The sequence below is a fragment of the Pseudoxanthomonas sp. PXM04 genome (assembly GCF_014851695.1).
In the GTDB taxonomy this organism is placed as follows: domain Bacteria; phylum Pseudomonadota; class Gammaproteobacteria; order Xanthomonadales; family Xanthomonadaceae; genus Pseudoxanthomonas_A; species Pseudoxanthomonas_A beigongshangi.
Map to the genome: position 1 here is coordinate 181,673 of NZ_JACVAG010000002.1, position 26,897 is coordinate 208,569.

Annotated in this window: 20 protein-coding genes; 13 read left to right on the forward strand and 7 right to left on the reverse strand. The window is 64.9% G+C overall.

What is annotated here, in order from left to right:
* Positions 1 to 686: 686 nt before the first annotated feature.
* Both sucD and sucC read right to left on the reverse strand, forming a co-directional pair.
* Complete coding sequence (gene sucD, locus IB228_RS06805) at positions 687 to 1,559, reverse strand: succinate--CoA ligase subunit alpha (RefSeq protein WP_141455714.1); 873 nt, start codon at positions 1,557 to 1,559, stop codon at positions 687 to 689.
* A 26-nt stretch (positions 1,560 to 1,585) separates the two neighbouring features.
* A complete protein-coding gene (sucC, locus tag IB228_RS06810; protein ID WP_141455713.1) occupies positions 1,586 to 2,752 on the reverse strand; it encodes an ADP-forming succinate--CoA ligase subunit beta in 1,167 nt (388 codons plus the stop codon).
* A gap of 190 nt (positions 2,753 to 2,942) precedes the next feature.
* On the opposite strand from sucC, the gene IB228_RS06815 reads away from it, so the two are divergent.
* From IB228_RS06815 to IB228_RS06855, 9 genes are all read left to right on the forward strand, one after another.
* Positions 2,943 to 4,565 (forward strand): ATP-binding protein, encoded by a 1,623-nt coding sequence (locus IB228_RS06815; RefSeq protein ID WP_183638987.1) that lies wholly within the window; start codon positions 2,943 to 2,945, stop codon positions 4,563 to 4,565.
* 116 nt (positions 4,566 to 4,681) lie between these two features.
* Positions 4,682 to 6,082, forward strand: coding sequence for a sigma-54 dependent transcriptional regulator (locus IB228_RS06820; protein ID WP_183638989.1), 1,401 nt, complete (start codon positions 4,682 to 4,684; stop codon positions 6,080 to 6,082).
* A 492-nt stretch (positions 6,083 to 6,574) separates the two neighbouring features.
* On the forward strand, positions 6,575 to 7,018 hold the full coding sequence (locus IB228_RS06825) for a pilin (RefSeq protein WP_183638991.1): 444 nt from the start codon (positions 6,575 to 6,577) through the stop codon (positions 7,016 to 7,018).
* 852 nt (positions 7,019 to 7,870) lie between these two features.
* Positions 7,871 to 8,248: a prepilin-type N-terminal cleavage/methylation domain-containing protein gene (locus tag IB228_RS20005; RefSeq protein ID WP_183638993.1), complete on the forward strand. Its 378-nt coding sequence runs from the start codon at positions 7,871 to 7,873 to the stop codon at positions 8,246 to 8,248.
* A gap of 98 nt (positions 8,249 to 8,346) precedes the next feature.
* A complete protein-coding gene (locus tag IB228_RS06835) occupies positions 8,347 to 10,296 on the forward strand; it encodes a hypothetical protein (RefSeq protein WP_183638995.1) in 1,950 nt (649 codons plus the stop codon).
* Positions 10,297 to 10,355: 59 nt separating this feature from the next.
* Positions 10,356 to 11,498, forward strand: coding sequence for a glycosyltransferase family 4 protein (locus IB228_RS06840; RefSeq protein ID WP_192197956.1), 1,143 nt, complete (start codon positions 10,356 to 10,358; stop codon positions 11,496 to 11,498).
* Entirely contained in the window at positions 11,495 to 12,454 is a 960-nt protein-coding gene (locus IB228_RS06845) for a lysylphosphatidylglycerol synthase domain-containing protein (RefSeq protein WP_343205537.1), read from the forward strand. The genes IB228_RS06840 and IB228_RS06845 overlap by 4 nt, the downstream gene beginning before the upstream one ends.
* The gene (locus IB228_RS06850) at positions 12,441 to 13,139 is read left to right on the forward strand and encodes a class I SAM-dependent methyltransferase (RefSeq protein ID WP_183639001.1); all 699 of its coding nucleotides are present in this window, start codon (positions 12,441 to 12,443) and stop codon (positions 13,137 to 13,139) included. Before IB228_RS06845 ends, IB228_RS06850 begins: the two co-directional genes overlap by 14 nt.
* Positions 13,139 to 14,335 carry a hypothetical protein gene (locus IB228_RS06855; protein ID WP_192197957.1) on the forward strand — a complete coding sequence of 399 codons (1,197 nt, stop codon included), beginning with the start codon at positions 13,139 to 13,141 and terminating at the stop codon, positions 14,333 to 14,335. Before IB228_RS06850 ends, IB228_RS06855 begins: the two co-directional genes overlap by 1 nt.
* Here IB228_RS06855 and IB228_RS06860 read toward each other — a convergent pair.
* On the reverse strand, positions 14,332 to 15,501 hold the full coding sequence (locus tag IB228_RS06860) for a DegT/DnrJ/EryC1/StrS family aminotransferase (RefSeq protein WP_225562309.1): 1,170 nt from the start codon (positions 15,499 to 15,501) through the stop codon (positions 14,332 to 14,334). The two genes, IB228_RS06855 and IB228_RS06860, sit on opposite strands and share 4 nt — an antisense overlap.
* Before the next feature lie 13 nt (positions 15,502 to 15,514).
* A complete protein-coding gene (locus IB228_RS06865) occupies positions 15,515 to 16,366 on the reverse strand; it encodes a glycosyltransferase family 2 protein (RefSeq protein ID WP_183639005.1) in 852 nt (283 codons plus the stop codon).
* A gap of 213 nt (positions 16,367 to 16,579) precedes the next feature.
* Between IB228_RS06865 and pilB the strand changes: the two genes are divergently transcribed.
* From pilB to coaE, 4 genes are all read left to right on the forward strand, one after another.
* Positions 16,580 to 18,319 carry a type IV-A pilus assembly ATPase PilB gene (pilB, locus tag IB228_RS06870; RefSeq protein ID WP_192197958.1) on the forward strand — a complete coding sequence of 580 codons (1,740 nt, stop codon included), beginning with the start codon at positions 16,580 to 16,582 and terminating at the stop codon, positions 18,317 to 18,319.
* A gap of 159 nt (positions 18,320 to 18,478) precedes the next feature.
* Entirely contained in the window at positions 18,479 to 19,747 is a 1,269-nt protein-coding gene (locus IB228_RS06875; RefSeq protein WP_192197959.1) for a type II secretion system F family protein, read from the forward strand.
* 3 nt (positions 19,748 to 19,750) lie between these two features.
* Positions 19,751 to 20,614, forward strand: a complete 864-nt coding sequence (locus tag IB228_RS06880; RefSeq protein ID WP_192197960.1) for an A24 family peptidase — start codon at positions 19,751 to 19,753, stop codon at positions 20,612 to 20,614.
* Positions 20,615 to 21,009: 395 nt separating this feature from the next.
* Positions 21,010 to 21,636, forward strand: a complete 627-nt coding sequence (coaE, locus tag IB228_RS06885; protein ID WP_192197961.1) for a dephospho-CoA kinase — start codon at positions 21,010 to 21,012, stop codon at positions 21,634 to 21,636.
* A 30-nt stretch (positions 21,637 to 21,666) separates the two neighbouring features.
* Here coaE and IB228_RS06890 read toward each other — a convergent pair whose 3' ends face one another.
* The 3 genes from IB228_RS06890 to IB228_RS06900 form a co-directional block, all read right to left on the reverse strand.
* Complete coding sequence (locus IB228_RS06890; RefSeq protein WP_183639014.1) at positions 21,667 to 22,623, reverse strand: Nudix family hydrolase; 957 nt, start codon at positions 22,621 to 22,623, stop codon at positions 21,667 to 21,669.
* A 416-nt stretch (positions 22,624 to 23,039) separates the two neighbouring features.
* Positions 23,040 to 25,778, reverse strand: a complete 2,739-nt coding sequence (secA, locus tag IB228_RS06895; protein WP_183639016.1) for a preprotein translocase subunit SecA — start codon at positions 25,776 to 25,778, stop codon at positions 23,040 to 23,042.
* A 161-nt stretch (positions 25,779 to 25,939) separates the two neighbouring features.
* Complete coding sequence (locus IB228_RS06900; protein ID WP_192197962.1) at positions 25,940 to 26,890, reverse strand: M23 family metallopeptidase; 951 nt, start codon at positions 26,888 to 26,890, stop codon at positions 25,940 to 25,942.
* Positions 26,891 to 26,897: the final 7 nt, after the last annotated feature.

Below are 26,897 nucleotides of genomic sequence, written 5' to 3' on the forward strand. Positions count from 1 at the left end.
TTGCCCCCATCCCAACCTTCCCCCGCAAGCGGGGGAAGGGGCCAGAAGCCGCACCCGACGGCAAACCGACAAATCAGGACAATTCGTTGAGATACCTTCCCCTCGCTCTCAAGCCCCCTCCCCCGCTCGCGGGGGAGGGCTGGGGTGGGGGCAAACCAAAGCCATCCAACCCACCCAAAACAAAAAACCGCCCGAAGGCGGCTTCCGTTCACACCACAAACGCAAAAACCATTTCGTGAAACCTGCGTCAATCGCCGCACGAATCCCCCTCCCCCGCTCGCGGGGGAGGGCTGGGGTGGGGGCAAACCAAAGCCATCCAACCCACCCAAAACAAAAAACCACCCGAAGGCGGCTTCCGTTCACACCACAAACGCAAAAACCATTTCGTGAAACCTGCGTCAATCGCCGCACGAATCTCCCTCCCCCGCTCGCGGGGGAGGGCCGGGGTGGGGGCAAACCGAAGCCATCCAACCCACCCAAAACAAAAAACCACCCGAAGGCGGCTTCCGTTCACACCACAAACGCAAAAACCATTTCGTGAAACCTGCGTCAATCGCCGCACGAATCTCCCTCCCCCGCTCGCGGGAGAGGGCCGGGGTGGAGGCAAGCCGAAGCCAGCCAACCCACCCAAAACAAAAGGCCGCCCAAAGGCGGCCTTTCATCCATCCCGCAAACGCGGAAACGACTTACTTCAGGCGAGCGGCAATCGCCGCGCCCAGGTCGCCCGGCGAGCGGACCGTGGTCACGCCCGCGGCTTCCATCGCCGCGAATTTGCCTTCCGCCGTGCCCTTGCCACCGGAAGCGATGGCGCCGGCGTGGCCCATGCGCTTGCCGGCCGGGGCCGAGGCGCCGGCGATGAAGCCGACGACCGGCTTCTTGACGTGCTTGGCGATGTACTCGGCGCCTTCTTCCTCGGCCGAACCACCGATTTCACCGACCATGATGATGCCTTCGGTCTGCGGATCGTTGTTGAACAGGGTCAGCGCCTCGACGAAGTTCAGGCCGTTGATCGGATCGCCGCCGATGCCGATGCAGGTGCTCTGGCCCAGGCCCACGTCGGTGGTCTGCTTGACCGCTTCATAGGTCAGCGTGCCCGAACGCGAGACGATGCCGATCTTGCCCGGCTGGTGGATGTGGCCCGGCATGATGCCGATCTTGCACTCGCCCGGGGTGATGATGCCGGGGCAGTTCGGGCCGATCAGGGTGACGCCCGGATAGCCCTTCAGGGTGTTCTTGACCCGCAGCATGTCCAGCACCGGGATGCCCTCGGTGATCGCCACGATCACCTTGATGCCGGCGTCGGCCGCTTCCAGGATCGCGTCGGCCGCGAACGGCGGCGGCACGTAGATGACCGAAGCATCGGCGCCGGTGTCCTGCACCGCGTCACGCATGGTGTTGTAGACCGGCAGATCGATGTGGGTCGTGCCGCCCTTGCCGGGGGTCACGCCGCCCACCACCTGGGTGCCGTACTCGACCATCTGGGTCGCGTGGAAGGTGCCCTGCTGGCCGGTGAAGCCCTGGACGAGGACCTTGGTGTTCTTGTTGACCAAAACGCTCATGAATTATTCCTAGTCTCGTCGTGGGGTCAGGCGGCCTTGACCGCAGCGACGGCCTTCTTGGCGCCGTCGTTGATGTCGTCGGCCGGGATGATGGCCAGACCGGAATCGCGCAGCAGCGCCTTGCCGGCTTCCACGTTGGTGCCTTCCAGGCGCACGATCACCGGCACCTTGACGCCCACGTCCTTGACCGCGGCGATGATGCCTTCGGCGATCATGTCGCAGCGGACGATGCCGCCGAAGATGTTCACGAAGATCGCCTTGACCTTGTCGCTGGACAGGATCAGCTTGAACGCGGTGGTCACGCGCTCCTTGGTGGCGCCGCCGCCGACGTCCAGGAAGTTCGCCGGCTCGCCGCCGTTGAGCTTGATGACGTCCATGGTGGCCATCGCCAGGCCTGCGCCATTGACCATGCAGCCGATGTTGCCGTCCATGGTCACGTAGTTCAGGTCATGCTCGGAGGCCAGCACTTCGGTCTCGTCTTCCTGCGCCTTGTCGCGCATGGCGACCAGGTCCGGATGGCGGAACGAGGCGTTGTCGTCGGAGTTGACCTTGCCGTCCAGCACGGCCAGATCGCCGTTGGTGAGGATCGCCAGCGGGTTCAGTTCGACCAGCGCCAGATCCTTCTCGTTGAACAGCTTGTACAGGCCCATCATGATCTTGGTCAGCTGGTTGACCTGCTTGGCGTTCAGGCCCAGCTTGAAGCCGATGTCACGGCACTGGTACGGCTGCAGGCCCTGGACGAAGTTCACGTCCAGCTGGTGGATCAGTTCCGGGGTTTCCGCGGCGACCTTCTCGATCTCCACGCCGCCTTCGCTGGAGGTGATGAAGGTGACGGCCTTGGTGGCGCGATCGACCAGCACCGACAGGTACAGTTCCTTGGCGATGTCGGTGCCTTCGGAGATCAGCACCGCATCGATCGGCAGGGCCACGCCGGCCGACTGGTAGGTCGCCATGCGGGTGCCCAGCATCGCGGCGGCGTACTGCTTCACTTCATCCAGGGTCTTGGCCAGCTTGACGCCGCCGGCCTTGCCGCGGCCACCGGCGTGGATCTGGGCCTTCACGACCCAGAGGTCGCCCGGAATGGACTTCGCGGCTTCAACCGCTTCTTCCGGCGTGCGCGCGACGCGCCCGGCCGGAACTGCAATGCCATATTCGGCAAACAGTTGTTTTGCCTGGTATTCGTGGAAATTCATGCGTCACCGTGGGTAGGGAACAGGTAAGCGAGGCCGGACGTCCGGGAAAAGCGCGTTTGGACGTGCGAAGGCCGCCCGGCGGGCGCCAGCCAGCCCCCTATTGTCGCCCAGCGGGCCGGACGGCGCAAAATCAGCCGCCCGGGCCCGGCCTGCCTATACTGGTGCCATCGCCGACGGGGGGAGTCCGCGCTTGCCGCAAAGCCATTCGATCCTGGGACGCATCGAATCCGCTCCGCGGCGCGAACTGTATTTCTTCGCCCTGTACCGGACGCTGGAAGCGGCGATCCTGGCCGGGCTGGTGTTCAGCCCGCTTTCGGGCATGCTGGGTTCCCAGCGGCACCCGGAACTGGGCCTGGCGGTCACCATCGCCTACCTGGTTGCCTCGGTCCTGTTGCTGCTGGTGCGCAGTCCCCGCTGGATGACCCTCACCGTGGTCGTCGGCCTGGCCGTGGACATCGTCGCGGCCGCGGTCATCACCCATGCCCTGCCGGCGACCACCGCCGGGGTGGCGATGATGCTGCTGTTCAACGTCGCCGCCGGGGTGCTGCTGCTGCCCTCGCGCAACTGGGCGCTGGCGATGATCGGCCTGACCGTGGCCATGCTGTTTGCCGAGTACGGCTGGACCTTCTTCCACGACGGCGGCACCGACCGTTCGATCGCCGAGGTGGTGATGTTCGCCATCAGCTACCTGGCCGTCGGCTACCTGGCCCACCAGGCCGGCCAGCGCGCCCGCCGCAGCGAGGCGCTGGCGGATCAGCGCGGCGCCGAAGTCGCCAACCTGGTGGAAATCAACGAACTGATCATCCGCCGCATGCGCACCGGCGTGCTGGTGGTGGACGCGGACAACCACATCAAGCTGGCCAACGAGGCCGCCAGCCTGCTGCTCGGCGACGGCGAGGGTGGCGAGGGCGCCAGCGACGGGCTCGGCGTCCTGCTGACCCACACCGCGCCGGAGCTGGCCCGCCGCCTGCAGCGCTGGCGCAACGGCTGGCAGGCCGACGACACCCCGATGCAGCTGTCGCCCGACCAGCCCGAAGTGCAGCCGCGCTTCGCCCGCCTGCTGGCCGACAGCGAGACCTCGCTGATCTTCCTCGATGACGCCACCGTGGTCTCGCGCCGCGCCGAATCGCTGACCCTGGCCGCGCTGGGCCGTTTTTCCGCCAGCCTGGCCCACGAGATCCGCAACCCGCTGGCGGCCATCAACTACGCGGTGCAGTTGCTGGAAGAATCCCGCCAGATCGTCGACGGCGACCGCCGCCTGCTGCAGATCATCCACCAGCAGTGCCAGCGCACCAACGGCATCGTCGAGAGCGTGCTGGGCCTGGCCCGGCGCGAGCGCGCCAGCCCGGAGCACCTGGACCTCAATACCTTCGTCCGTCGTTTCATCGACGAGTACCAGCAATCGCTGTCGATCGAGACCGATACCCTGGAGGCGGTGATCGGTCCGCGCCCGGTCCCGGCCCTGGTCGATCAGCGCCATCTCCAGCAGATCGTGACCGTGCTGGTGCAGAACGCGATGAACTACGGGCGCCTGCCGGGCGAACCGGCGCGGGTGCGGGTGCGGGTGTTCCAGGCCGACCACCGCCCGATGATCGACGTCATGGACCGGGGTCCCGGCATTCCCGAAGCGGTGGCCGCGCAGTTGTTCCGGCCCTTCTTCACCACGTCCGAGCACGGCACCGGCCTGGGCCTGTACATCGCCCGCGAGCTGTGCCGGGCCAACCAGGCGACCCTGGAGTACGTCCCGGTTCCCGGTGGCGGCAGTTGCTTCCGCATCACCCTGCCCGGCCCGCATGCGCTGCTGCCCGCCTGAGCCATCCGACCGGACCCGGGCCATTCCGTGCCGCAGTCTTCATGTTTGAGACCTCACACTAGCGACCACTCCTGTTCAGCCGGTACACTGAACGGACAGGGGCTGAAGGGGGATCCATGAGCGAAAACCGTAGCGCCCTTATCGTCGACGACGAACGCGACATCCGCGAACTGCTGGTACTGACCCTGGGCCGAATGGGCCTGCGCATCGATACCGCGGCCAACCTCGGCGAGGCGCGTGAACTCCTGTCACGCAACAGCTACGACCTGTGCTTCACCGACATGCGCTTGCCCGACGGCAACGGCATTGAACTGGTCGGCGAGATCTCCCGCAATTACCCCCGCACCCCGGTCGCCATGATCACCGCGTTCGGCAATATCGAACTGGCGGTCGAGGCGCTGAAGGCCGGCGCCTTCGATTTCGTCAGCAAGCCGGTGGACCTCACGGTGCTGCGCGGGCTGGTCAAGCACGCGCTGGAGCTCAACAACACCGAGCGCGCGCCGGCCCCGCCGCCACCGCCCGAGCAGGCCAGCCGGCTGCTGGGCAGTTCCCCGGCCATGGCCACCCTGCGCGACACCATCGGCAAGGTCGCCCGCAGCCAGGCCCCGGTCTACATCCGCGGCGAGTCCGGCGTGGGCAAGGAACTGGTCGCCCGCACCATCCACGAACAGGGTGCCCGCGCCAGCGGTCCGTTCGTGCCGGTCAACTGCGGCGCGATTCCCGCCGAGCTGATGGAAAGCGAATTCTTCGGCCACAAGAAGGGCAGCTTCACCGGCGCCCATGCCGACAAGGCCGGCCTGTTCCAGGCCGCCAATGGCGGCACCCTGTTCCTGGACGAGGTCGCCGAGCTGCCCCTGCCCATGCAGGTCAAGCTGCTGCGCGCCATCCAGGAAAAAGCCGTGCGCCCGGTCGGCGCCTCGCAGGAAGTGCAGGTGGACGTTCGCATCCTCTCGGCCACCCACAAGGACATCGGCGAACTGGCCAGCGACGGCCGCTTCCGCCACGACCTGTATTACCGCATCAACGTCATCGAGCTGCGGGTACCGCCGCTGCGCGAGCGCGCCAGCGACCTGCCGCAGCTGACCAGCGCCATCCTCGACCGACTGGCCGACCAGCACGGCCGCAACGCTCCTTCGGTGTCGCCGGACGCCATGGCCGAACTGCGCCGGTATCCGTTCCCGGGCAACGTCCGCGAGTTGGAGAACATCCTCGAACGCGCGCTGGCGATGGCCGACGGCCACAGCATCGAGATCGGCGATCTCTACCTGCCCCAGGGCTCCGCCACGCCGCGCGCGATGACAGACGCCGTTCCCGGCGCCGCCCCCGCCGCCGGCGCGCCCCCGATCGACATCGATCCCGCCGGCGGCCCGCTACCCAACTACATCGAACAACTCGAACGCGCGGCCATCCAGAAGGCGCTGGAAGAAAACCGCTGGAACAAGACCCGCGCCGCCGCCCAGCTCGGCATCACCTTCCGCGCCCTGCGCTACAAGCTGAAAAAGCTCGGCATGGAGTAGCGCACGGCCGACCGCCGCGCCACGCGTGAACCATTCCCGCAATGCTTCACGCCCCCGATAGTCCTTGAATCCAATAGCCCCCTTTGAAAAAGGGGGCGGGCACCCGCGCAAGCGGGTGACGGGGGATTCGCGCGCGATGCCGAGAGAACCCCATCCCCCTCAAGATCCCCCCCATCCAATCCCACCCACTACACGAAGCATACGCCCCCCGATTGACGCAATTTGTCGTCAACCGCATGACCCCCATCACTCTGGAAAAGAGTGTGACCATGCCCGCCCATCGCGCCGGCATGCCGTCGATATCGTGCGCCCCGCGCCGAACGTTCGTATCCCGAACCTTTCACTTTCCACGGATACGGCGTCGGCGCTGAAAGCGGCATCCGTTCGATGTTTCCGATGGGCAAGTGTCCCCTGACGAGCACCTTCCGCTGACGCGGGAGCCGGACGGGTGCGCCTCCGCCCACCAAGCAAAGCAACACGGGGACGTGTCACATGAAAAAGAACATGCAAGGTTTCACTCTGATCGAACTGATGATCGTCGTGGCGATCATCGCCATCCTGGCCGCCATCGGCGTGCCCATCTATCAGGACTACACCATTCGCTCCCAGGCGACTGCCGCGTTGGCCGAGATAGCCCCTGGCAAGACCGGCTACGAGCTCGCTCTAACCAATGGCCACACGCCTTCAATGGATGACAAGTTAGCGGGCTACATCAATATCCAGGAAGGGCGCTACTGCGCGGTCACGCTGGGAGGAGGCATCAAGTGCGTCACCAAGAACGGTGCATCCGAGTTCGCAGGTAAAAACCTCAACCTCATCCGCTCCGACAGTGGAAAATGGACATGCGAAACCAACATCGCTGAAAAGTACGCGCCTGCTGGCTGTGGTCAACAACCCCCGACTGGTGGTGGTGGTGGTCCTAGTCCGTCGCCGTAGTTCAGGCAGATAGTGAACAACGCTCCCGCAAGGCCGCTTCGGACTGTAGTTTGTGCGGCAGCTGCATCGAACCGACAAACCCCGCTTCAGCGGGGTTTGTCGGAATAGACTGTCGCGGCCATTTGACAATCGCGGGCTCCGTTCGGCTTCCCGGATACGGTGCTTCTGGCCATCCAGTCCCGAATGGTATGGGCAGCCTATCAATCGAAGTGCCTGTCCTGCGTTGAAGGTGCGTCCCTTCGCAAAGCGATCTAAATAAGCGCTTCCAGCGGGCACTTGGCGTGGGCATTTCAGCTGGGCGAACACCTTGTACTGCCTCGACCAGAGCGGAACGTCGCCCCGTAGACCTCAGACGGCAATTCGCCGTGACCTCAGAGCACAAAGCCCCCCTGCTAAGGCGGTCCTTTGACAGACACACAGGCGGGTGCCGTCTTGGTCCCGTCGGCAGGACTGTCCATCTGCCGTTACGCCGCCCGCTCAACGTCAATCTTTCGACTCGAAAAGTGACGCAAATTGTCACTTTATGCCCAATATTTTCACCTTCATTCCCCTTGCCTGGAGAGCGACCCGCGCGGGGCCAAATTGTCAGATTGTGATCATTCCCGCGGTTGATCCCCTTTTTCCCGATACCGGTCCAACGAGATTGATGTCATAGTTATCTCGACTTAGGTGTCTGGGGTCTTTCCCGCGAACCATCGGGGACGGGGAGAGGGGCGCTTACAGTTGGCACACATCCTGCACGTGACTTAAAGCACGTGCGTCGTCTTGCACGGCGCCCACGGTCCAACGCTTAAGGACGCGGGGGCTGGAGTGTCCTTAACCATCCAAGCCAATCCTGAAAGGGGAAAGTTCATGAAGAAGAACATGCAGGGTTTCACCCTCATCGAACTGATGATCGTGGTCGCCATCATCGCCATCCTGGCCGCCATCGCACTGCCGCTGTACCGTGACTACACCGTCAAGGCCAAGATCACCAACGCCATCGGCTCCGTCGCCGGCGAGAAGATCAAGGTCGGCGAGAACTTGGGTGCGGGTAAGACCGGCGCCGCACTGTGTGATGGCATCACGAAGACGGGTGCCTGCACCACTGGCACTTTGACCGGCACCTACGATGGCGCCTCGGTCACTTTGGCTCCGAACACGGCCAACGGCCGGATTGAGTGGGATTGCGCGCCAACCTACGACGGCGCTGCGCCGACCGCTTCGCAGACTCCGGAAGCCTGCCAGTAAGTGCAGACGTACCGGGACATTCTGTCCTCGGCCTACGTTCTAAAACCCCGGCTATGCCGGGGTTTTTTCTATTTTGGCTATCTCTGCACAACGATTCCATGATTTCTCCGATTGCGCGCGGCGTTGCCATCCTGCTCTTCGCTACTTTTTTCATCACCCTCATCGCATATTGGGCTGGTCTCAACGGCCCCTATATGCTTGATGACGCGGCCAATCTAGCGGCAATTGGCCCATGGCTCGAGAATCGACTTGCACTGAGTACTTTGCTTTTCGAACGTGGCGCTGGCACTTTCGGCAGGCCGGTGTCGATGGCCTCTTTCGCCTTCAATGCTTGGTTGAGCGGCTATACACCGACGTCCTTAAAGATCGGTAATTTGATCATCCACCTGCTGTGTGGCTTGATCATCTTTGTCCTAGTCCAGCGGCTGCTGCGACGCGATCCCAACCTCGCGTCCGAGGCCCCTTTGTGGGCGGCGCTGGTGGCGTCGATCTGGCTGTTGCATCCGCTGCATGCGAGCACCGTGCTCTACGTGGTCCAGCGCATGGCACAGCTCTCCATGCTGGTCATCCTGCTGGGATTGTGGCTCTACGTGTCCCAGCGCGAGCGCCTGGAGCAGGGAAAGCCGGTTGGCGCGGCGTGGGTGTTGCTGCTGGGAATTCCCTGCATGACGTTCCTGGCCTTCCTGGCCAAGGAGAATGGAATCCTGCTCCCGCTGCTCTGCACCGTCGTCGAACTGGCCTATTTCCGCACGGGCCGGCGTCCCTGGCCGGCGCGGTTCTTTCTGATCGCCTATGTGATCGTCCCGTTTGTGGCGGGTCTCGCCCTGTTCGCCGTCAAGTACCAGACCATCGTCAGCTGGTACAGCAGCCGCGACTTCACCATGGCGGAACGGATGCTCAGCCAAGGCAGGGCGCTTTGCGACTATCTGTGGAAGCTTCTGGTTCCCAATCCGCCCACGATGGGCGTGTACACGGACGATTTCATCGCCTCGACGGGCCTGCTCACCCCTCCGGTCACCGCCCTGGCCATCCTGTTCCTGTTGGCCCTGAGCATCGCGGCGTGGCGCTGGCGGGCGCAACTTCCTTCCGTCTTCTTCGGCTGGTTCTTCTTCCTGGCCGCGCATGCGCTGGAAGCCAGCCCGATTCCGCTTGAGCTCTATTTCGAGCACCGGAACTATCTTCCTTCGGTGGGCATCATCGTCGCGGGCGTCGCGTTGGCCGTCGCGGCGGGCCGTTGGTTGTCCCGGATGGAGCTGCGCCCGGCGCTCATCGGTGTACCCATGTTCGCGGGCATCCTGATCGTCCTGGCAGCGGGAACACACGGGCGCGCGCGCGTCTGGCAGAGCGAATTGCTCATCGCCGAGTCGAGCCTCATCGCGCATCCCCACTCCCTTCGTGCGAATGCCGCCGTGCTTTCCGCGGCCATCGCCCGCAACGACCGGACGCGGGTCGACCAGGTAGTCGACAACCTGCTCGCTTCGCCACAGCCACGGCATCGTTCGCTGGGCCATCTCTATCGCTTCTATGCGTCCTGCCTGATGCGCGGGGAGGCGAGCCTCGACGACCTGCAGGCTTTCAGCCAGGAGACTCCAACGCCGCTGACACTGGCGGAAACGGTGCCGCTCCGGTTTCTTTATGCCGCGTCGGAGCGCAAGCGTTGCGGTTCGGTCACCGACGATCAGATTGGCGCGGCGCTGAGTGCCGTGGCGGATCGGGCCTCGGGCCAGCCGGACAACACCCGGCCGAAAATCGTCATGCGGTATTTCGCGGCGCAGTTCCACGTCCGCGCAAGGTCTTGGGACCACGCACTGCGACCGGCGCGACTCGCCTGGCAAGACGGCGCGGAAGCCGGCATCGCGATGCCGCTGGTCCTGGCACAGTTGGGCACGCGTGATGTCGACGGCGCCGAGCGGACCTGGCGGGAAGCGGCGGAACGCGCGGAGCCCGGCAACACCGCCGATCAGTCCGGCCTGGTGTGGCTGCGGGAACAAATCGAATCCGCGCGCGCCGCCTACGAAGCCGAAGGCTCGAGACCCCGATCGCCCTGAGCCGGATGCCTTGGGCGATTTTCCTTATCCTAAAGCCTGCCGTCCGCTCGCCATCGCAAATGAAGCCACAAGGGCGTCCCTTCATCCTGGTCACCACATCGTTCCCCATCAGCCGGGACGGCAGCGAAGCGGCGGGCGGATTCGTGGCGGATCTGGCGATGAGCCTCAGCCTGCGGGTACCCGTCGTCGTTGTGGCCCCGGGCACCGATGAGCGGGTGGAGGAATGGAGCGGGAGTCTATCGGTTCATCGCTATCCGGCTCCTGCCCAGGCGCTATCGACCTTGCGGCCGTGGCATCCGCGGGATGTCTGGCGGATTCTCAAGGTGCTGCGCGCCGGCTCAAGGGTCACGCGCCATGCGGTCCGGAACGGCGCGGCGCATGTGCTGGCCCTCTGGGCATTGCCCTCCGGCTACTGGGCGCGCGGCGCCGCCAGGCAAGCGGGAGTTTCCTATTCTGTCTGGACGCTTGGCAGCGATATCTGGTCGCTGGGAAGAATCCCCGTCGTCCGCGGCGTCCTGGCCAGCGTCCTGGCCGACGCCGGACAACGCTTTTCCGATGGCCTCAAGCTGCTGGAGGACACCCGGGAAATCTGCAAGGCGCCGGTGACATTCCTGCCCAGCACGCGGAACATCACCACCAGCAGAGCCGAACCTATCCGCCATACCGATCCATATCGGCTGGTGTTCATCGGACGCTGGCACGAGAACAAGGGTGTTGATCTGCTGCTGGATGCCTTGTCCTTGCTCGATGTGCAAACCTGGTCGCGGATTGAATCGGTCGACATCTATGGCGGCGGTCCGCTCGAAGCTGACGTCCGCCGGCGCGCGGGAGAGCTTGCTGTCCTGCATCCCGTCCGCGCGCACGGATACCTTGCCAAGGATCAGTCCGAGCGGGCGTTGGCGGACGCGGACTTCGTATTGATTCCATCACGCATCGAAAGCATACCCGTCGTGTTCTCCGATGCCATGAAGTTCGGTTGCCCGGTGATCACCATGCCGGTTGGCGACCTTCCCGTACTGGTGGCGGAAGGAACCGGCGTGTGCGCCGCCGACGTCACTCCGCAAGCCTTCGCCCGGGCGATGACTAGCGCGCTTTCAAACGGGCCTGGGCGCTACGAAGCGGGCCTGCAGGAGATGGCCCGCCGCTTTTCGAACGAACATGCCGTCGTTCCCGCCCTCATGTTGCTGGTGCAGGCGCCGTGACCACCTCATCCACAGCCGGTCAAGGCGGACGACGGCGCTGGTTTCCGCGTTGGGCCACGGTACTGATATCGATCGGCAGCATGGCCATCGTGGTCTATCTGCTGGGTAGATCCGGCAAGGAGATCCTGCTGCAGCTTTCCCGTATCGATATGGGATTCATGTTCGCGGGCCTCGGCCTGGGGGCCCTGGCCACCCTGTCGGGGTTCCTGTCCTTTTCAAGAATCCTATCGCCGATGCTCGACACTCCCATGTCGTTCGGCCGGCTGGGCCATCTCCATTTCACCGGACAGATGCTCAAACATCTCCCCGGTCGGGTATTCGGCATCGCCTACCAGATCGGCGCGGGCAATGAAGCGTCATCCAGTGCCTGGATTTCGGCCAATGCACTGCACATCCTGTTGACTCTCTATACGGCGTGCATCGTATCCGCCGGCGTGCTCCTCTGGTCCCGATATCCGGTAACCGCCTCGCTGGTCGTTGTCCTCGGCGTGCTTGGCTGGTTCGCCGTCTTGCGTAGTCCGCTTCTGCACAGGTTGGCAGGCAAATCATCCAGGCTCGAGGGTCGATTTGTTGGCCTGGCCCGGAGCCTGGCATCTTCCGTGGCCCGGCTGGAAGCCCGCGACCATCTGCGCATCATGGGCTGGATGATGCTCAGCTGGCTTGTGTACTTCCTGGCATGGGCCTTCTATGGACTCGCGGTTGCCAGCATGGGGGCGGGCGACGGAATATTGATGTGCGCCCACTACAACCTTGCCTGGATCGTCGGCTACATCACCCTGGTGACCCCTTCCGGCATAGGCGTGCGGGAGGGAGCTTTCATGGCCATGGGAGGCGCTTTCAGTCCCTCGGAACTGGCTTATGGAGTGCTCGTCGGACGCGTCTCGCTGCTGTTGATCGATTTGTTCTTGAGCCTATTGTTCCTTCCCTTCCATGGCACCGCGAATGAACCAGGTTGAACTTCCTGTTTTCGATGATGCTGGCATCAATCTCGCCGACCCGCATGACCGGCGGGGCCTGAAGACCGATTACATCTCGAGATTGCAGGAACTCGCCCTGGAACGAATCGTCGGTCGCGGAAGCGGCCCTGCGCTCGACCTCGGATGCGGGTATGGAAGAATGACCTCGCGCCTCGCCACGTTGGGCTATCGAATGACGGGCATGGATCCCTCCTTGCGCGTTCTGAGGTACGCATCGCTCAATCAGTCCGAAGCCGATGCCAACTGGTGCGTGGGAAAGCTTCCCGAGCTGCCCTTTGGCAACCAGTCGTTTCCGTTGGTGTTTCTTCTCAATGTCGCCAGGCCCCTGCACCTGCTTGGCCTGCTCGACTGCTGCTCCGATGCGGCGCGCGTCGTTTCGAAGGGAGGAAGGCTGATCGTGCTCGACAACATCCGGCGCGACCACGCCGATTATGTTGCCGAGGATTGGTTCGTGGAATTTTTCCAGCGGCAGGGACTTCGCTTGCGCGAACGCATCGCGATCCGTTCCAGCCGCTGGCCCGTCATCTACCTCATCCGGTATGGCCTGGTGCCAAGAAAATGGTTTGACCGTATCGCGAACTGGGAACTGCGCAGAATGGCTCGCCGGAAGCGCGCGCCCCGCTGGTCCTATCACAACGTCGTCTTCGTCTTCGAGCGCGCGTGATGACAGCCGCGGTCATCATCCTCTCCGGCGGCGCGGAAACGGTATCCGTGGCCGTCGCCGAGCGGCTCATCGATGCGGGCATCGATTATTCGGTCATTTCTTTGGTCCCTGACAGCCTGCTGAGGGACGCGCCCCATTGCCACAGCTTCCATGAGCTGAACCTGGCGGGTGCGGGCCTGGAGGAAGCCTGCGATCTTCTCGCCGTGGCAATAGCCAGCATCGGCGGTGGGGAAGGTTCCACGACCGTCTTCGCGACCGAGGACGACAGCCTGCTGCTGCTTTCCCGCCTGCACCTCCGGAATGACCTCGTCCTGTGTTTCTCGCGGGGAGAAAGCCTGCGCATGGGCGGTCTGGACAAGGCGGAACTGTTCGAGCATCTGGAACAGGCCGGCATGGCGTCTGTACTCGCTCCCACTTTTCGTCTGGACTCGCCGGAAGACAGTCTCCGGCTTGCCGCCAGACTAGGACATGACCTCGTCATCAAGCCCATCCACAAGCCATGGGGACGCACGCTCGACGAATCGGGAAACAAGGTCATCACGGTCGGAGGCCGCCTTCCCGCTTTGACCGATGTCAAACGCGCGTTGGAAAATGCCTGGAACAACTGCGACGGCTGGATCGCCCAACCCCGCCTCCGCCCCATCCGGCAGGCTGAGCGCAGCGCCTGTGTCATCCGCTCCGGCAAGGAGATGCGGGGGTATCAGATTGTCGAGCGACTCAAGTATCCCCGCATGGGAGGAAGCGCGGCCTGGGTAAGCAGTTCACGTGATACGGACTTGCTCCCTGCGGCGTTCGCCATTGCCGAAGCCATCGATCTGCGTGGCGTCTGCGAAATGTCGTTCCTGGAGGACGAACAGGGCAACCCGAAGCTGCTGGAGCTCAACTGTCGCCCTTGGTTGCAGTTCGAACTGGTGGAGGCCAGCGGCTGTCCCCTGATCCTGGACACGTTGAAAGCCGTCCATGGGCAGGCACTCTCGATCCAGGAACCGGCCTTCACCGAATGCCACTGGATTCAACCCGAGCGCATGTTCCTCAGCCTGGCCACCGGTGACAGTCCCCGGATGGAGACCCTCCGGGCGCTGGCGCGTGGCGTGCGCGGCAAAATGGTCATTCCCATCTATGGCAGCCGCCTTCCCAAAGTGAAGAGCCGCTGGATCGCCCGGAACCTCCGCAAGGTCCTGCCGAACGGGCGCTAGTTCGCGAGCATTCCCAAGGTCGTGGTCACGATTCGATCCAGGTCGCCTTCGGTGAGTGCCGCCGACAGCGGGAGACTGACGGTCGTCTGACCGATCGCGTGGGCGTTGGGCCACGCTTCCGGCCGCCAGCCGAACAATTCCTGGTACACGGGATGTTCCGCGATGGACAGGTAATGCACGCCGGTACCAATCCTCGCCGCATTCATCCTGTCCAGAAACTCATCCCTCGACAGGCCGCAACGGGCCTCTTCGATCATCATCGTGAAAAGGTGATAGCCATGCCGGGTATCGGGTGCGATTGCGGACGGCAGGACAACGGGAAGATCCTTGAACGCGGACATGTAAGCGTCCCAGATCTGCTCTCTTCTTTTCCAGTTGGCCTCGACACGGGCGAGCTGGTGAATACCGATGGCAGCCTGTATGTCCATCATGTTGTACTTGAAGCCGGTATCGACCACTTGATAATGCCGATATCCCTTGTCGCCGAAGCGATGCCATGCATCCTTGCTCATTCCATGTAGCGCGAGCACCCGGGCACGGGCCACCAACTCTTCGTCCCTGCCCACGATCATGCCGCCTTCGCCGGTCGTGACGTTCTTGGTGACATAAAAGCTGAAACACCCGAAATCACCGAACGTCCCGGCCTTTTGCCCATGGAATTCCGTCTCGATGGCGTGCGCGCAATCCTCGATGACCAGCAGGCCATGTTTCCTGGCGATCTGCATGATGCGATCCATTTCACAGGGGCGGCCTGCGAAATGCACCGGAAGGATCGCCTGGGTGCGCGGAGTGATGGCGGCCTCGATGGCTTCCGGGGATATGCACTGGGTCGCAGGATCCACATCCGCCAATACCGGCTTCATGCCCGCATGGATGATCGCGTTGACGCTGGCGCAGAAGGTCATGGGCGTGGTGATGACCTCCGCGCCCTTCTCCAGCCCGGAGGCCACCATGCTGACATGCAGTGCCGCCGTGCAGGAGTTCACTGCCGCAACCGCGCGGGCGCCGACGCCCTTGTAGTCGGCGAATTCTCTCTCCAGCCTGGCGACGCGCGGCCCTGTTCCCAGCCAGCCCGAACGCATGCAGGCAACAACCTCCTCGATTTCGTCCTCCCCTATGGAAGGCGCTCCGAAGACAATGAAAGGGAGTTCATCTGACATCCGCATGCTGCCTTTCGCGTTATGACTCGCGACGGAAAGTGAGTGCCGTGATCTGCTCGGAGATCAATCCGATCAGGAAAATGATGACCGATGCGCTGAACAGCAGCATGCTCATGTTGGTGAACCGGCCGACCGTCAGGTAGGTGAAAAGGTAATAGAACAGCCCTGTGAGGAAGAACAGCGCCGCCGTCGGTACGAAAAGCTTGAGCGGCGAATACAGGGTCGCGATCTTGAAGATGATCAGCAGGAACCGGATACCGTCCTTTATGGGACGGATGTGGCTGGTCCCGATGCGACGCGCCACCGGGATGGGCACATAGGCCACGGCGTAGGCACTGCGGAAAAAAGCCATCGTGCTGGTGGTCGGATAGGAAAATCCGTTGGGCAGCAGGTGCAGGAATTCCCGGAACCTGTCCGCGCGTACGGCCCGGAACCCGGAGGTCAGGTCTTTGACCTGGAAACCGGTCATCCGGCTGGCCAGCCAGTTGTAGAAGGTATTGGCCAAGCCACGGCTGACCCCCGCCTGGCCCTCCCAGTTCCTGGCTCCGACCACCATGTCGTAACCCTCGCCCAGTTTCTCCAGCAGGCGACGGGCATCGGCGGGATCGTGCTGGCCATCGGCATCCATGAACACGATGACGTCGCCGGTGGCCACCCGCGCGCCGCGCTTGATGGCCGCGCCATTGCCCATCGAATAGGGCGAGGTCAGCACGCGGGCCCCCAGGGCGGCTGCCAGGCTGGCGGTCTGGTCCGTGGATCCGTCGTCCACCACGATGACTTCGGCTTCCGGCAGCGTCTCGCGCAACCGTTCGAGCGTCCGCGGAAGTCCCCCCGCCTCGTTCTTGGCCGGCAATACGACGCTGATCCTCATTACCGCCCCAGTCTGTTTTCCCCTGCCCAGCTTACTTCAATCACATTCGGGACTGGCAGGTCTCGCCCTCACGCCATTGCCGTATCGCGTCAGCTTGTGACGCAGGTCGTTCCGGGCCGGAGGTCCGGCCACGCGTATGCGGAGGCGCTTGCGGTAAAGTTCGTGCTGGCCCGCTTCTTGCGGCGCCCCCTTGTCACCACGGGAACCCTGCACATGAGCGCCGTCGTCAACACCGCAAACCTGGTAGGCATCACCGGTATCGCCCGCCGCCTCGTCCAGGATGGCGCGCTGGAGGAAGGCGCGGCCCGCGCCGCGATGGCCAGCGCCACCGAGGCCCGGCTGCCGCTGGCCCAGTGGATCATCGAGAAGAAACTGGTCACCGCCTCGCAGATGGCGGCGGCCAACGCCATCGAGTTCGGCATGCCGCTGCTGGACGTGGCCAGCTTCGACCCGGCCCACAACGCGGTCAAGCTGGTCAGCGAGGAACTGCTACAGAAGCACCAGGTGCTGCCGCTGTTCAAGCGCGGCAGCAAGCTGTTCGTGGGGGTCTCCGACCCCACCAACAAGATGCATGCGCTGGACGAGATCAAGTTCCACACCAACCTGGTGGTGGAGCCGATCCTGGTCGACGACGATTCGCTGCGGCGGGCTCTGGACCAGTGGATCAACGCCAACAGCAACCTCTCCGGCGCCTTCGGCGGCGACGACGAGGAGGGCCTGGACAACCTGGAGGTCGGCAACGACGACGAGCTGGCCGGCGCCGACAGCGGCGTCGACGCCAAGGGCGACGACACCCCGGTGGTCAAGTTCGTCAACAAGGTGCTGGTCGACGCCATCAAGCGCGGCGCCTCGGACATCCATTTCGAGCCTTACGAAACCGACTATCGGGTGCGCCTGCGCATCGACGGCATCCTCAAGCAGGTGGCCAAGGCGCCGGTCAAGCTGAGCCAGCGCATCGCCGCCCGCCTGAAGGTGATGGCGCAATTGGACATTGCCGAAAAGCGCGTGCCGCAGGACGGCCGCATCAAGCTCAACCTCAGCAAGACCAAGCAGATCGACTTCCGCGTCAGTACCCTGCCCACCCTGTTCGGCGAGAAGGTGGTGCTGCGTATCCTGGACGGCAGCGCGGCCAAGCTGGGCATCGACAAGCTGGGCTACGAGAAGGACCAGCAGAAGCTGTTCGAGGACGCCATCCAAAAGCCCTACGGCATGGTGCTGGTCACCGGTCCGACCGGTTCGGGCAAGACGGTGTCGCTGTACACCGCGCTGGGCATCCTGAACGACGAGATCCGCAACATCTCCACGGTCGAGGACCCGGTGGAAATCCGCCTGCCGGGCGTCAACCAGGTGCAGCAGAACACCAAGCGCGGCATGACCTTCGCCGCCGCGCTGCGCAGCTTCCTGCGCCAGGATCCGGACATCATCATGGTCGGCGAAATCCGCGATCTGGAAACCGCCGAGATCGCCATCAAGGCGGCCCAGACCGGCCACATGGTGCTGTCCACCCTGCACACCAACGACGCGCCGCAGACCATCGCCCGCCTGATGAACATGGGCATCGCGCCCTACAACATCACAAGCTCGGTGACCCTGGTCATCGCCCAGCGCCTGGCGCGCCGGCTGTGCTCGCGGTGCAAGGTGCCGGTGGAACTGCCCCACCATGCCCTGGTGGCCGAGGGCTTCAGCGAGGAGGAGATCGGCGCGGGTTTCACCCTCTACGACGCGGTCGGCTGCGACGAATGCACCGGCGGCTACAAGGGCCGCACCGGCATCTACCAGGTGATGCCGATGAGCGAAGAAATCGCCACCATCGTGCTGGAAGGCGGCAACGCCCTGCAGATCGCCGAAGCCGCCCAGCAGGCGGGGGTGCGGGACCTGCGCCAGTCGGCGCTGATGAAGGTCCGCAACGGCGTGACCAGCCTGGCCGAGATCAACCGCGTCACCAAGGACTGACCCGCGCGGGTGGCCCGACCTCCGCCGCTTTTCATGCGCCCGGCGGGGCAGGATCCCAAACCCTGCCCCGCGTCACAGGCCGGGGGAGTTCCCTTCCGGCCGTAAACCGCTACCATGCGGAATGAAGTCCGGTCGGGGAAACCGGACGGGGAAATGCCGATGTCCATCAGCCGATCCGCTGCCAAGAAGACCGCCATCACGTCCGCGGGCCCGCGCGAAAACCCGCTCAGCCTGTTCGTCTGGGAAGGCGTGGACAAGCGCGGCGTCAAGATGAAGGGCGAGCAGGCGTCCAAGAACGCCAACATGCTGCGCGCCGAACTGCGCAAGCAGGGCATCACCCCCAACGTGGTCAAGGTCAAGCCCAAGCCGCTGTTCGGCGCCGCGGGACGGGCCATCAGCCCGAAGGAAATCGCCTTCTTCAGCCGCCAGATGGCGACCATGATGAAGTCCGGCGTGCCGATCGTGACCTCGCTGGACATCATCGCGGGCGGGCAGAAGAACCCGCGCATGAAGAAGATGGTGGATCAGGTGCGAGCGGACATCGAGGGCGGCTCCTCGATGACCGAGGCGATCTCCAGGCACCCGGTCCAGTTCGACGAGCTCTACCGCAACCTGGTCCGGGCCGGCGAAGGCGCCGGCGTGCTGGAGACGGTGCTGGACACCATCGCCAGCTACAAGGAAAACCTGGAAGCGCTGAAGGGCAAGATCAAGAAGGCGTTGTTCTATCCAGCCATGGTGATCGCGGTGGCGATCCTGGTCAGCGCCATCCTGCTGGTGTTCGTGGTACCGCAGTTCGAGGAGACCTTCAAGAGCTTCGGCGCGGATCTGCCCGCCTTCACCAAGCTGATCGTCGCCGCGTCCCGCTTCATGGTGGCCTGGTGGTGGGCATTGCTGCTGATCGCGCTGGTCGGCATCGTGGTGACGGTCTTCAGCTTCAAGCGGTCCCCGGCCTTCCAGCACTTCGTCGACCGCATGATCCTGAAGGTGCCGGTGGTCGGCCAGATCATGCACAATTCCTCGGTGGCGCGTTTCGCCCGTACCACCGCGGTCACCTTCAAGGCCGGCGTGCCGCTGGTCGAGGCGCTGGACACCGTGGCCGGCGCCACCGGCAATACGGTCTACGAGAAGGCCGTGCACCGCATGCGCGACGACGTGGCGGTGGGCTACCCGTTGAACATGGCGATGAAGCAGACCGCGCTGTTCCCGCACATGGTGGTGCAGATGACCGCCATCGGCGAAGAGGCCGGCGCGCTGGACACCATGCTGTTCAAGGTGGCCGAATACTACGAGCAGGAAGTGAACAATGCCGTCGATGCCCTCTCCAGCCTCATCGAGCCCTTCATCATGGTGGTCATCGGCGTCCTGGTCGGCGGCATGGTGATCGGCATGTACCTGCCCATCTTCAAGCTGGCGATGACGGTCGGATAATTCGTGGCATTCCTCGATCAACACCCCGGCCTCGGCTTTCCGGTCGCGGCCGGCCTGGGCCTGCTGGTGGGCAGCTTCCTCAACGTGGTCATCCTGCGCCTGCCGCGCAAGCTGGACTGGCAATGGCGGCGCGATGCGCGCGAGATCCTCGAGGAACCGGAAATCTACGACCCGCCGCCACCCGGCATCGTGGTCGAGAGTTCGCACTGCCCGCACTGCAAGCACAAGCTGGCCTGGTTCGAGAACATCCCGCTGATCAGCTGGCTCGCCCTGCGCGGCAGGTGCCGCCACTGCAAGGCGCCGATTTCCGTGCAGTATCCGCTGGTGGAACTGCTCACCGCCCTGCTGGTGGTCGCGTCGGTGTGGCGCTTCGGCTTTGGCTGGCAGGGATTCGGGGCCTCGTTGCTGAGCTGCTTCCTGGTGGCGCTGTCGGGCATCGACCTGCGTACCCGCCTGCTGCCCGATCAACTGACCCTGCCGCTGATGTGGCTGGGCCTGATCGCCAGCCTGGAAAATCTCTACATGGTGCCCAAGGCGGCGGTGCTGGGCGCGATTGCCGGCTACGTGTCGCTGTGGTCGGTGTGGTGGCTGTTCAAGCAGCTGACCGGCAAGGAAGGCATGGGCCATGGTGATTTCAAGCTGCTGGCGGCCATCGGCGCCTGGGTTGGCCTGAAGGGCGTCCTGCCCACCATCCTGCTGTCCTCGCTGGTGGGCGCCATCATCGGTTCGGTCTGGCTGGCGGCGAAGGGCCGCGACCGCGCCACGCCCATTCCGTTTGGTCCCTATCTGGCCATCGCCGGCTGGGTGGTGTTTTTCTGGGGCCAGGATCTGATCGACGCCTATCTGCGTTTCGCCGGCTTCCGGTAGAGCCGGGGTTGCTCGGCTGGGTCGATTCGGCCTGATTTCGCGCTTGGCCCCCATCCGCCCTTCGGGCACCTTCCCCCGCGCGCGGGGGAAGGACGCAGCGTGTAGAGCCGAGCTTGCTCGGCTGGGCGATTGAGTCTGACCTTCCCGCTTGCCCCCATCCGCCCTTCGGGCACCTTCCCCCGCAGGCGGGGGAAGGGGGCATCGTGTAGAGCCGAGCTTGCTCGGCTGGGCGTTCGAGTCTGACCTTCCCGCTTGCCCCCATCCGCCCTTCGGGCACCTTCCCCCGCAGGCGGGGAAGGACGCAGCGTGTAGAGCCGAGCTTGCTCGGCTGGGGGGCGACGACAGCGGAGCATGCTCCGCTCTACAACGTGGTGGTTCCGGCCAATAATGGGCGCATGAGCGAATACGTGATCGGACTGACCGGCGGTGTGGCGTCCGGGAAAAGCGCGCTGGAGCGGGCCTTCGCCGCGCGCGGCGTGGGCATCGCCGATGCCGACCGGGTGGCGCGGGAAATCGTCGAGCCAGGCCAGCCCGCGCTGGCCGAAGTCGCGGCCCGGTTCGGCAAGGAAGTGTTGCAGGCCGATGGCCGGCTGGATCGCGCGGTCCTGCGCGCACGCGTGTTCGGCAACGAAAGCGAGCGCCGGGTGCTCGAAGGCATCCTCCACCCACGCATCCGCCAACGCCTGCAGGCGCTCTGCCAGGCGGCGGAGAGTCCCTACGCCATCGCCACCATTCCGCTATTGACTGAAGGCGGCGGCCGCGCCGCCTATCCCTGGCTTTCCCGCATCCTGGTGGTCGACGTGCCGCGCACGGTACAGAAGGCGCGCCTGATGCAGCGCGACGGCATCGATGCCGCGCTGGCCGAACGCATGCTGGACGCACAGGCGCATCGCGACCAGCGTCTGGCGCTGGCCGACGACATCGTGGTCAACGACGGTCATATCGACCGCCTGGAGGCCGCGGTGGCGGAACTGGATGCCCGCTACCGCCGCCTGGCCGCCGCCGTCGGCGAATCTGCCTAGAGCCGGCGCCGAGCGCGCCCCGATACTTCTTCAGTCGGCCCAGAGTCCGCGGATGGCGGCGATTCCCTGCGCGCCATGCTGGCGGGCTTCCAGGATATGGTCCGGCTGCAGGCCGCCGATGGCGTAGATCGGCAGCGACACCGCTTCGCGAAGGCGCGCGAATCCCTCCCAGCCCAGCACGCTGCCGCCCGGATGGCTGGCCGTTTCCCGCACGCTGCCCAGCGCCGCGAAATCGCAGCCCAGGTCCTCGGCACGGCGCAGTTCCTCGCCGGTATGGCAGGACGCGGCGACCGGCTGCGCATCGGGCAGCGGCCGCACCGACAGTTCCGGCAGTTGCGCCGCGCGCAGGTGCACGCCCGCGCCCAGCTCGCGTGCCAGGCCGATGTCGGAATTGATCAGCACCTCGACGCCCGCCCGCTGACTGGCCTCCACCGCCGCGCGCGCCAGTCGGCGACGGCGTTCCGCATCGACCCCGGGCATCCTCAGTTGCAGGCGGCGGACGCCCGACTCCAGCGCCCGTTGCAACGCGCCGAGCCAGGTCTCGTCGTCGACGTCCGCCGGCGACGGGGTGACCAGGTAGCGATCCGGGTGTAGCAGCGCCGCCACCACCGGGCGGTCGGCCGGCGGCATCACGTAGCGCGGAAGTTTCTCCGGCGCCACCCAGGCCAGCGCCTGTCCCTCGTGTCCACGCGGATTGCCCTTCCAGGACAGTACTCGGCGCACGTCCAGGCGCAGGCGTTTGTCGGGGTACTGCTGGGGCACGTTGATGATGGGTTCGCCGATTTCGGCGGTGATGCCGAGTTCTTCCTGCAGTTCGCGAATCAGCGCCTCGGCCTCGGTCTCGCCGGCCTCGCGCTTGCCGCCGGGAAACTCCCAGCGGCCGGCCAGATCACGGCCCTCGGTGCGGCGGGCCAGCAGGATGCGGCCGCGGGCGTCGCTGATGACGCCGGCCACGACATGGATGGATCGCAGAGGTTCGGAGGACATGGCCGAAGCTTGCCGGGTATTTCCGCGCAAATGCAAATGCGGTGGGTCACGGTTTCAGGGCTTGCCCCCATCCGCCTTCGGCACCTTCCCCCGCAGGCGGGGGAAGGAGGGGTTGGGACGACTTCGGGGGCGGGGAGACTTCACTCGGGAGCGCCAGCGGCCAGCGGCCAGCGGTCGCGGGAGTCGGGAGTCGGGAGTCGGGAGTCGGGAGTCGGGAGGAAGCCGGAAGCCGGAAGCCGGAAGCCAACGATACCTGCCGACCCGCCTCTCCCCGACTCCCCACTCGCGATCTGCCCCTGCCCCCTTCCCCCGCACGCGGGGGAAGGTGCCGAAGGCGGATGGGGGCAACCCCGACACCCCCCAAAAAAAAACAGGCGCCTCGAGGCGCCTGTTTTTCTTCACCGACTGCCGTCGTATCAGGCCAACTGGCCGTGGCAGTGCTTGAACTTCTTGCCGCTGCCGCAGGGGCAGGGATCGTTGCGGCCGACCTTGGGACCGGCGTCGGCCGGCATCGCCACCGGGCGGCCGGCCTGCGCGGCCTGGGCCTGCTCGGCTTCCTCGTCGGCGCTGTAGCCGCCGGCATCGGCGTGCTGGAACTGCATCTGCCGGGCCTGCGCTTCGGCCATCGCGCGCTCCTGCGCTTCCAGCGCCGCCACTTCCTCCTCGGTGCGGATGCGCACGCGCGCCAGCAGGGTCACGACTTCGCGCTTGACCCGCTCCAGCATGTCCGAGAACAGCTCGAAGGCTTCCTTCTTGTACTCCTGCTTCGGCTGCTTCTGCGCGTAGCCGCGCAGGTGGATGCCCTGCCGCAGGTAATCCATGCGCGCCAGGTGTTCCTTCCAGTTCTTGTCCAGCACGGTCAGCATGATGTGCTTTTCCAGCGCGCGCATGGTCTCGCCGCCGATGACCGTTTCCTTCTCGTCGAAGTGGCGGTTCATCGCGTCCTGCACGCGCTGCTCGATCGCTTCGGCGTCCAGTTCCTCGGCTTCCTTCGGCCAGGCGGTGACCGGCAGGGCCAGCGCCATTTCCTCTTCCAGCTCGCGCTGCAGGCCGGCCAGATCCCACTGATCGTCCACCGAGTTCGGCGGCACGAAGCGGCCCACCGTCTCGGCGACAACGTCGCCGCGGATACCGTCGATGTTGTCCTTCACCGAATCGGCTTCCAGCAGTTCGTCGCGCTGGGAATAGATGACCTTGCGCTGGTCGTTGTTGACGTCGTCGAAATCCAGCAGGTTCTTGCGGATGTCGAAGTTGTGCGCCTCGACCTTGCGCTGGGCCTTTTCGATCTGGCGGCTGACGAGGCGATCCTCGATCACGTCGTCTTCCTTCATGCCGATCAGCTTCATCGCCTTCTGGACCCAGTCCGAGGCGAAGATGCGCATCAGGTTGTCTTCCAGCGACAGGTAGAAGCGGGACGAACCCGGATCGCCCTGGCGGCCGGAACGGCCACGCAGCTGGTTGTCGATGCGGCGGGATTCGTGGCGCTCGGTGCCGATGATGTGCAGGCCGCCGGCGGCCTTGACCGCTTCGTGGCGCTGCTGCCATTCGGCCTTGACCCGCTGGCGATCGGCGTCGGTGGCGTCTTCCGGCAGTTGCTCCAGTTCCACTTCCAGCGAACCGCCCAGCACGATGTCGGTACCGCGGCCGGCCATGTTGGTGGCGATGGTGACCGCGCCGGAACGACCCGCCTGCGCGACGATGTGCGCTTCGCGCTCGTGCTGCTTGGCGTTGAGCACTTCGTGCGGGACGCCGGACTTGGTCAGGAACTCCGACAGCATCTCGGAGGTTTCGATCGAGGTCGTGCCGACCAGCACCGGCTGGCCGCGCTGGTAGCAGTCCTGGATGTCGGCCAGCACCGCGTTGAACTTGCCCTTGCGGTTGAGGAACACCTGGTCGGGCGAATCCTTGCGCACGGTCGGGCGGTGGGTCGGGATGACGATCACTTCCAGGCCGTAGATGCTCTGGAATTCGTAGGCTTCGGTGTCCGCCGTACCGGTCATGCCGGACAGCTTCTTGTACATGCGGAACAGGTTCTGGAAGGTGATGCTGGCCAGCGTCTGGTTCTCGCGCTGGACCGGCACGCCTTCCTTCGCTTCCACCGCCTGGTGCAGGCCGTCGGACCAGCGGCGGCCCGGCAGGGTGCGGCCGGTGAACTCGTCGACGATCACCACTTCACCGTCGCGCACGATGTAGTCCACGTCACGCTGGTAGATCGCGTGCGCGCGCAGCGCGGCGTTGAGGTGGTGCACCACGGTGAGGTTGTTGGCGCCGTACAGGCTGTCTTCCTCGTCCTTCAGGATGCCGGCCTGCAGCAGCAGCGCCTCGGCGTGCTCCATGCCTGCCTCGGACAGGTGGACCTGCTTGCCCTTCTCGTCGACCCAGAAGTCGCCCTCGCCTTCCTCGCTTTCCTGCTTGACCAGCTTCGGCACGATCTGGTTGACGCGCAGGTACAGCTCGGGGGATTCGTCGGCCGGGCCGGAGATGATCAGCGGGGTGCGCGCCTCGTCGATCAGGATGGAGTCGACTTCGTCGACGATGGCGTAGTGCAGGCCACGCTGGAAGCGGTCCTCCTTGGCCATCGCCATGTTGTCGCGCAGGTAGTCGAAACCGAATTCGTTGTTGGTGCCGTAGGTGATGTCGGCGGCATACGCCGAATGCTTGTCGCTGTGCGGCATGCCCGGGTAGACCACGCCGACCGACAGGCCCAGCCAGTTGTACAGGCGGCCCATCCAGGCCGAGTCGCGGCGGGCCAGGTAGTCGTTGACGGTCACCACGTGCACGCCCTTGCCTTCCAGCGCGTTGAGGTAGACCGGCAGGGTCGCGACCAGGGTCTTGCCTTCACCGGTGCGCATTTCCGCGATCTTGCCCAGGTGCAGCACCATGCCGCCGATCAGCTGCACGTCGTAGTGGCGCATGCCCAGCACGCGGCGGCTGGCTTCACGGCAGACGGCGAACGCTTCGGGCAGGATCTTGTCCAGCGACTCGCCGTCGGCGACGCGCTTCTGGAATTCAGGGGTCTTGGCCTTGAGCTCGTCGTCGGAGAGCTTCTCCATCTCCGGTTCCAGGGCATTGATTTTGCCGACGCTGCGCTGGAGCTGCTTCAGCAGGCGTTCGTTGCGGCTGCCAAAGACACGGGTAAGCAAGTTGTTGATCATGTAAGGAACCGGTTGGAAATGAGCGTCGGGGCCGTCGCGAACAGGCCGGCGAGCGGGACCCCAAAACGAAACAGGGCGCACTGCGCCCTGTCTGGCAACACCGTATTGTAGCTTGGGGCGCCCCCGGGGGAATCAACCCTGCCGGAAGCCCCTCCCGAAGCTCAGCCCCGCTTGATCTTGCCGACCGGGGTGGGACCGTCGCCGAGGAACTTGCGCGGGTTGACCACGCGGCCGTTTTCCCAGACTTCGAAGTGCACATGGGCGCCGGTCGAGCGGCCGGTGGAACCGGCCTTGGCCACTTCCTGGCCGACCCGCACCAGGTCGCCGGACTTCACCACCAGGCGGGAGTTGTGCGCGTAACGGGTGACGTAGCCGTTGCCGTGATCAACGTCGACCACGTTGCCGTAGCCGCCCTTGATGCCGGCGAAGCTGACCACGCCGTCGGCCACGGCCAGCACCGGGTCGCCCACGCTGGCCTTGAAGTCGATGCCCTTGTGGTACTGGCCACCGCCGCCGAACGGATCGGCGCGGCCACCGAAGCCGGAGGTGATGTAGCTGTTGGCGATGGGCATGCGCGACGGCGTCGCGTTCTTGTCCAGCTCACGGTTGAACAGCAGCGCTTCGAGCACCGACAGCTGCTGGCCGGAGGCGGCGAACTGGCGTTCGAGCTGGCTGACGCCCTTGTCCAGTTCGGACGGCGACATGTCGTAGACGGCATCGTTGCCGCCGACGCCCACCGGCTCCTCGAAATCGAACTCGCCGTCCTGCAACTGCCCCATGCGGGTCAGGCGGTCGCCCAGCGCGTTGAGGCGGTTGGCCTGCGCCTGCAGTTCGCCCAGGCGCGCGGCCATGGCGTTGATTTCCTGCTGGGCGCCGCGGCGGACCTGCTCGAGTTCGGTGTCCTGGCGCTCGGTCTTGGCCTGCAGGAGCGAGACCTGGGCCATGCCCATCGCGCTACGTCCGGCCAGGCCGGCGACCAGGCCAACGGCGAGCAGACAGGCGGCGGTGGTGAGCGGTCTTGCGTGGACCAGACTGCGCGCCTTGTAGGCGGGGCCGGCGAGATGATTGGCCAACCAGGCGCGCGAATTGTTTACGATGTTTTGAAAAGCCATAGATACC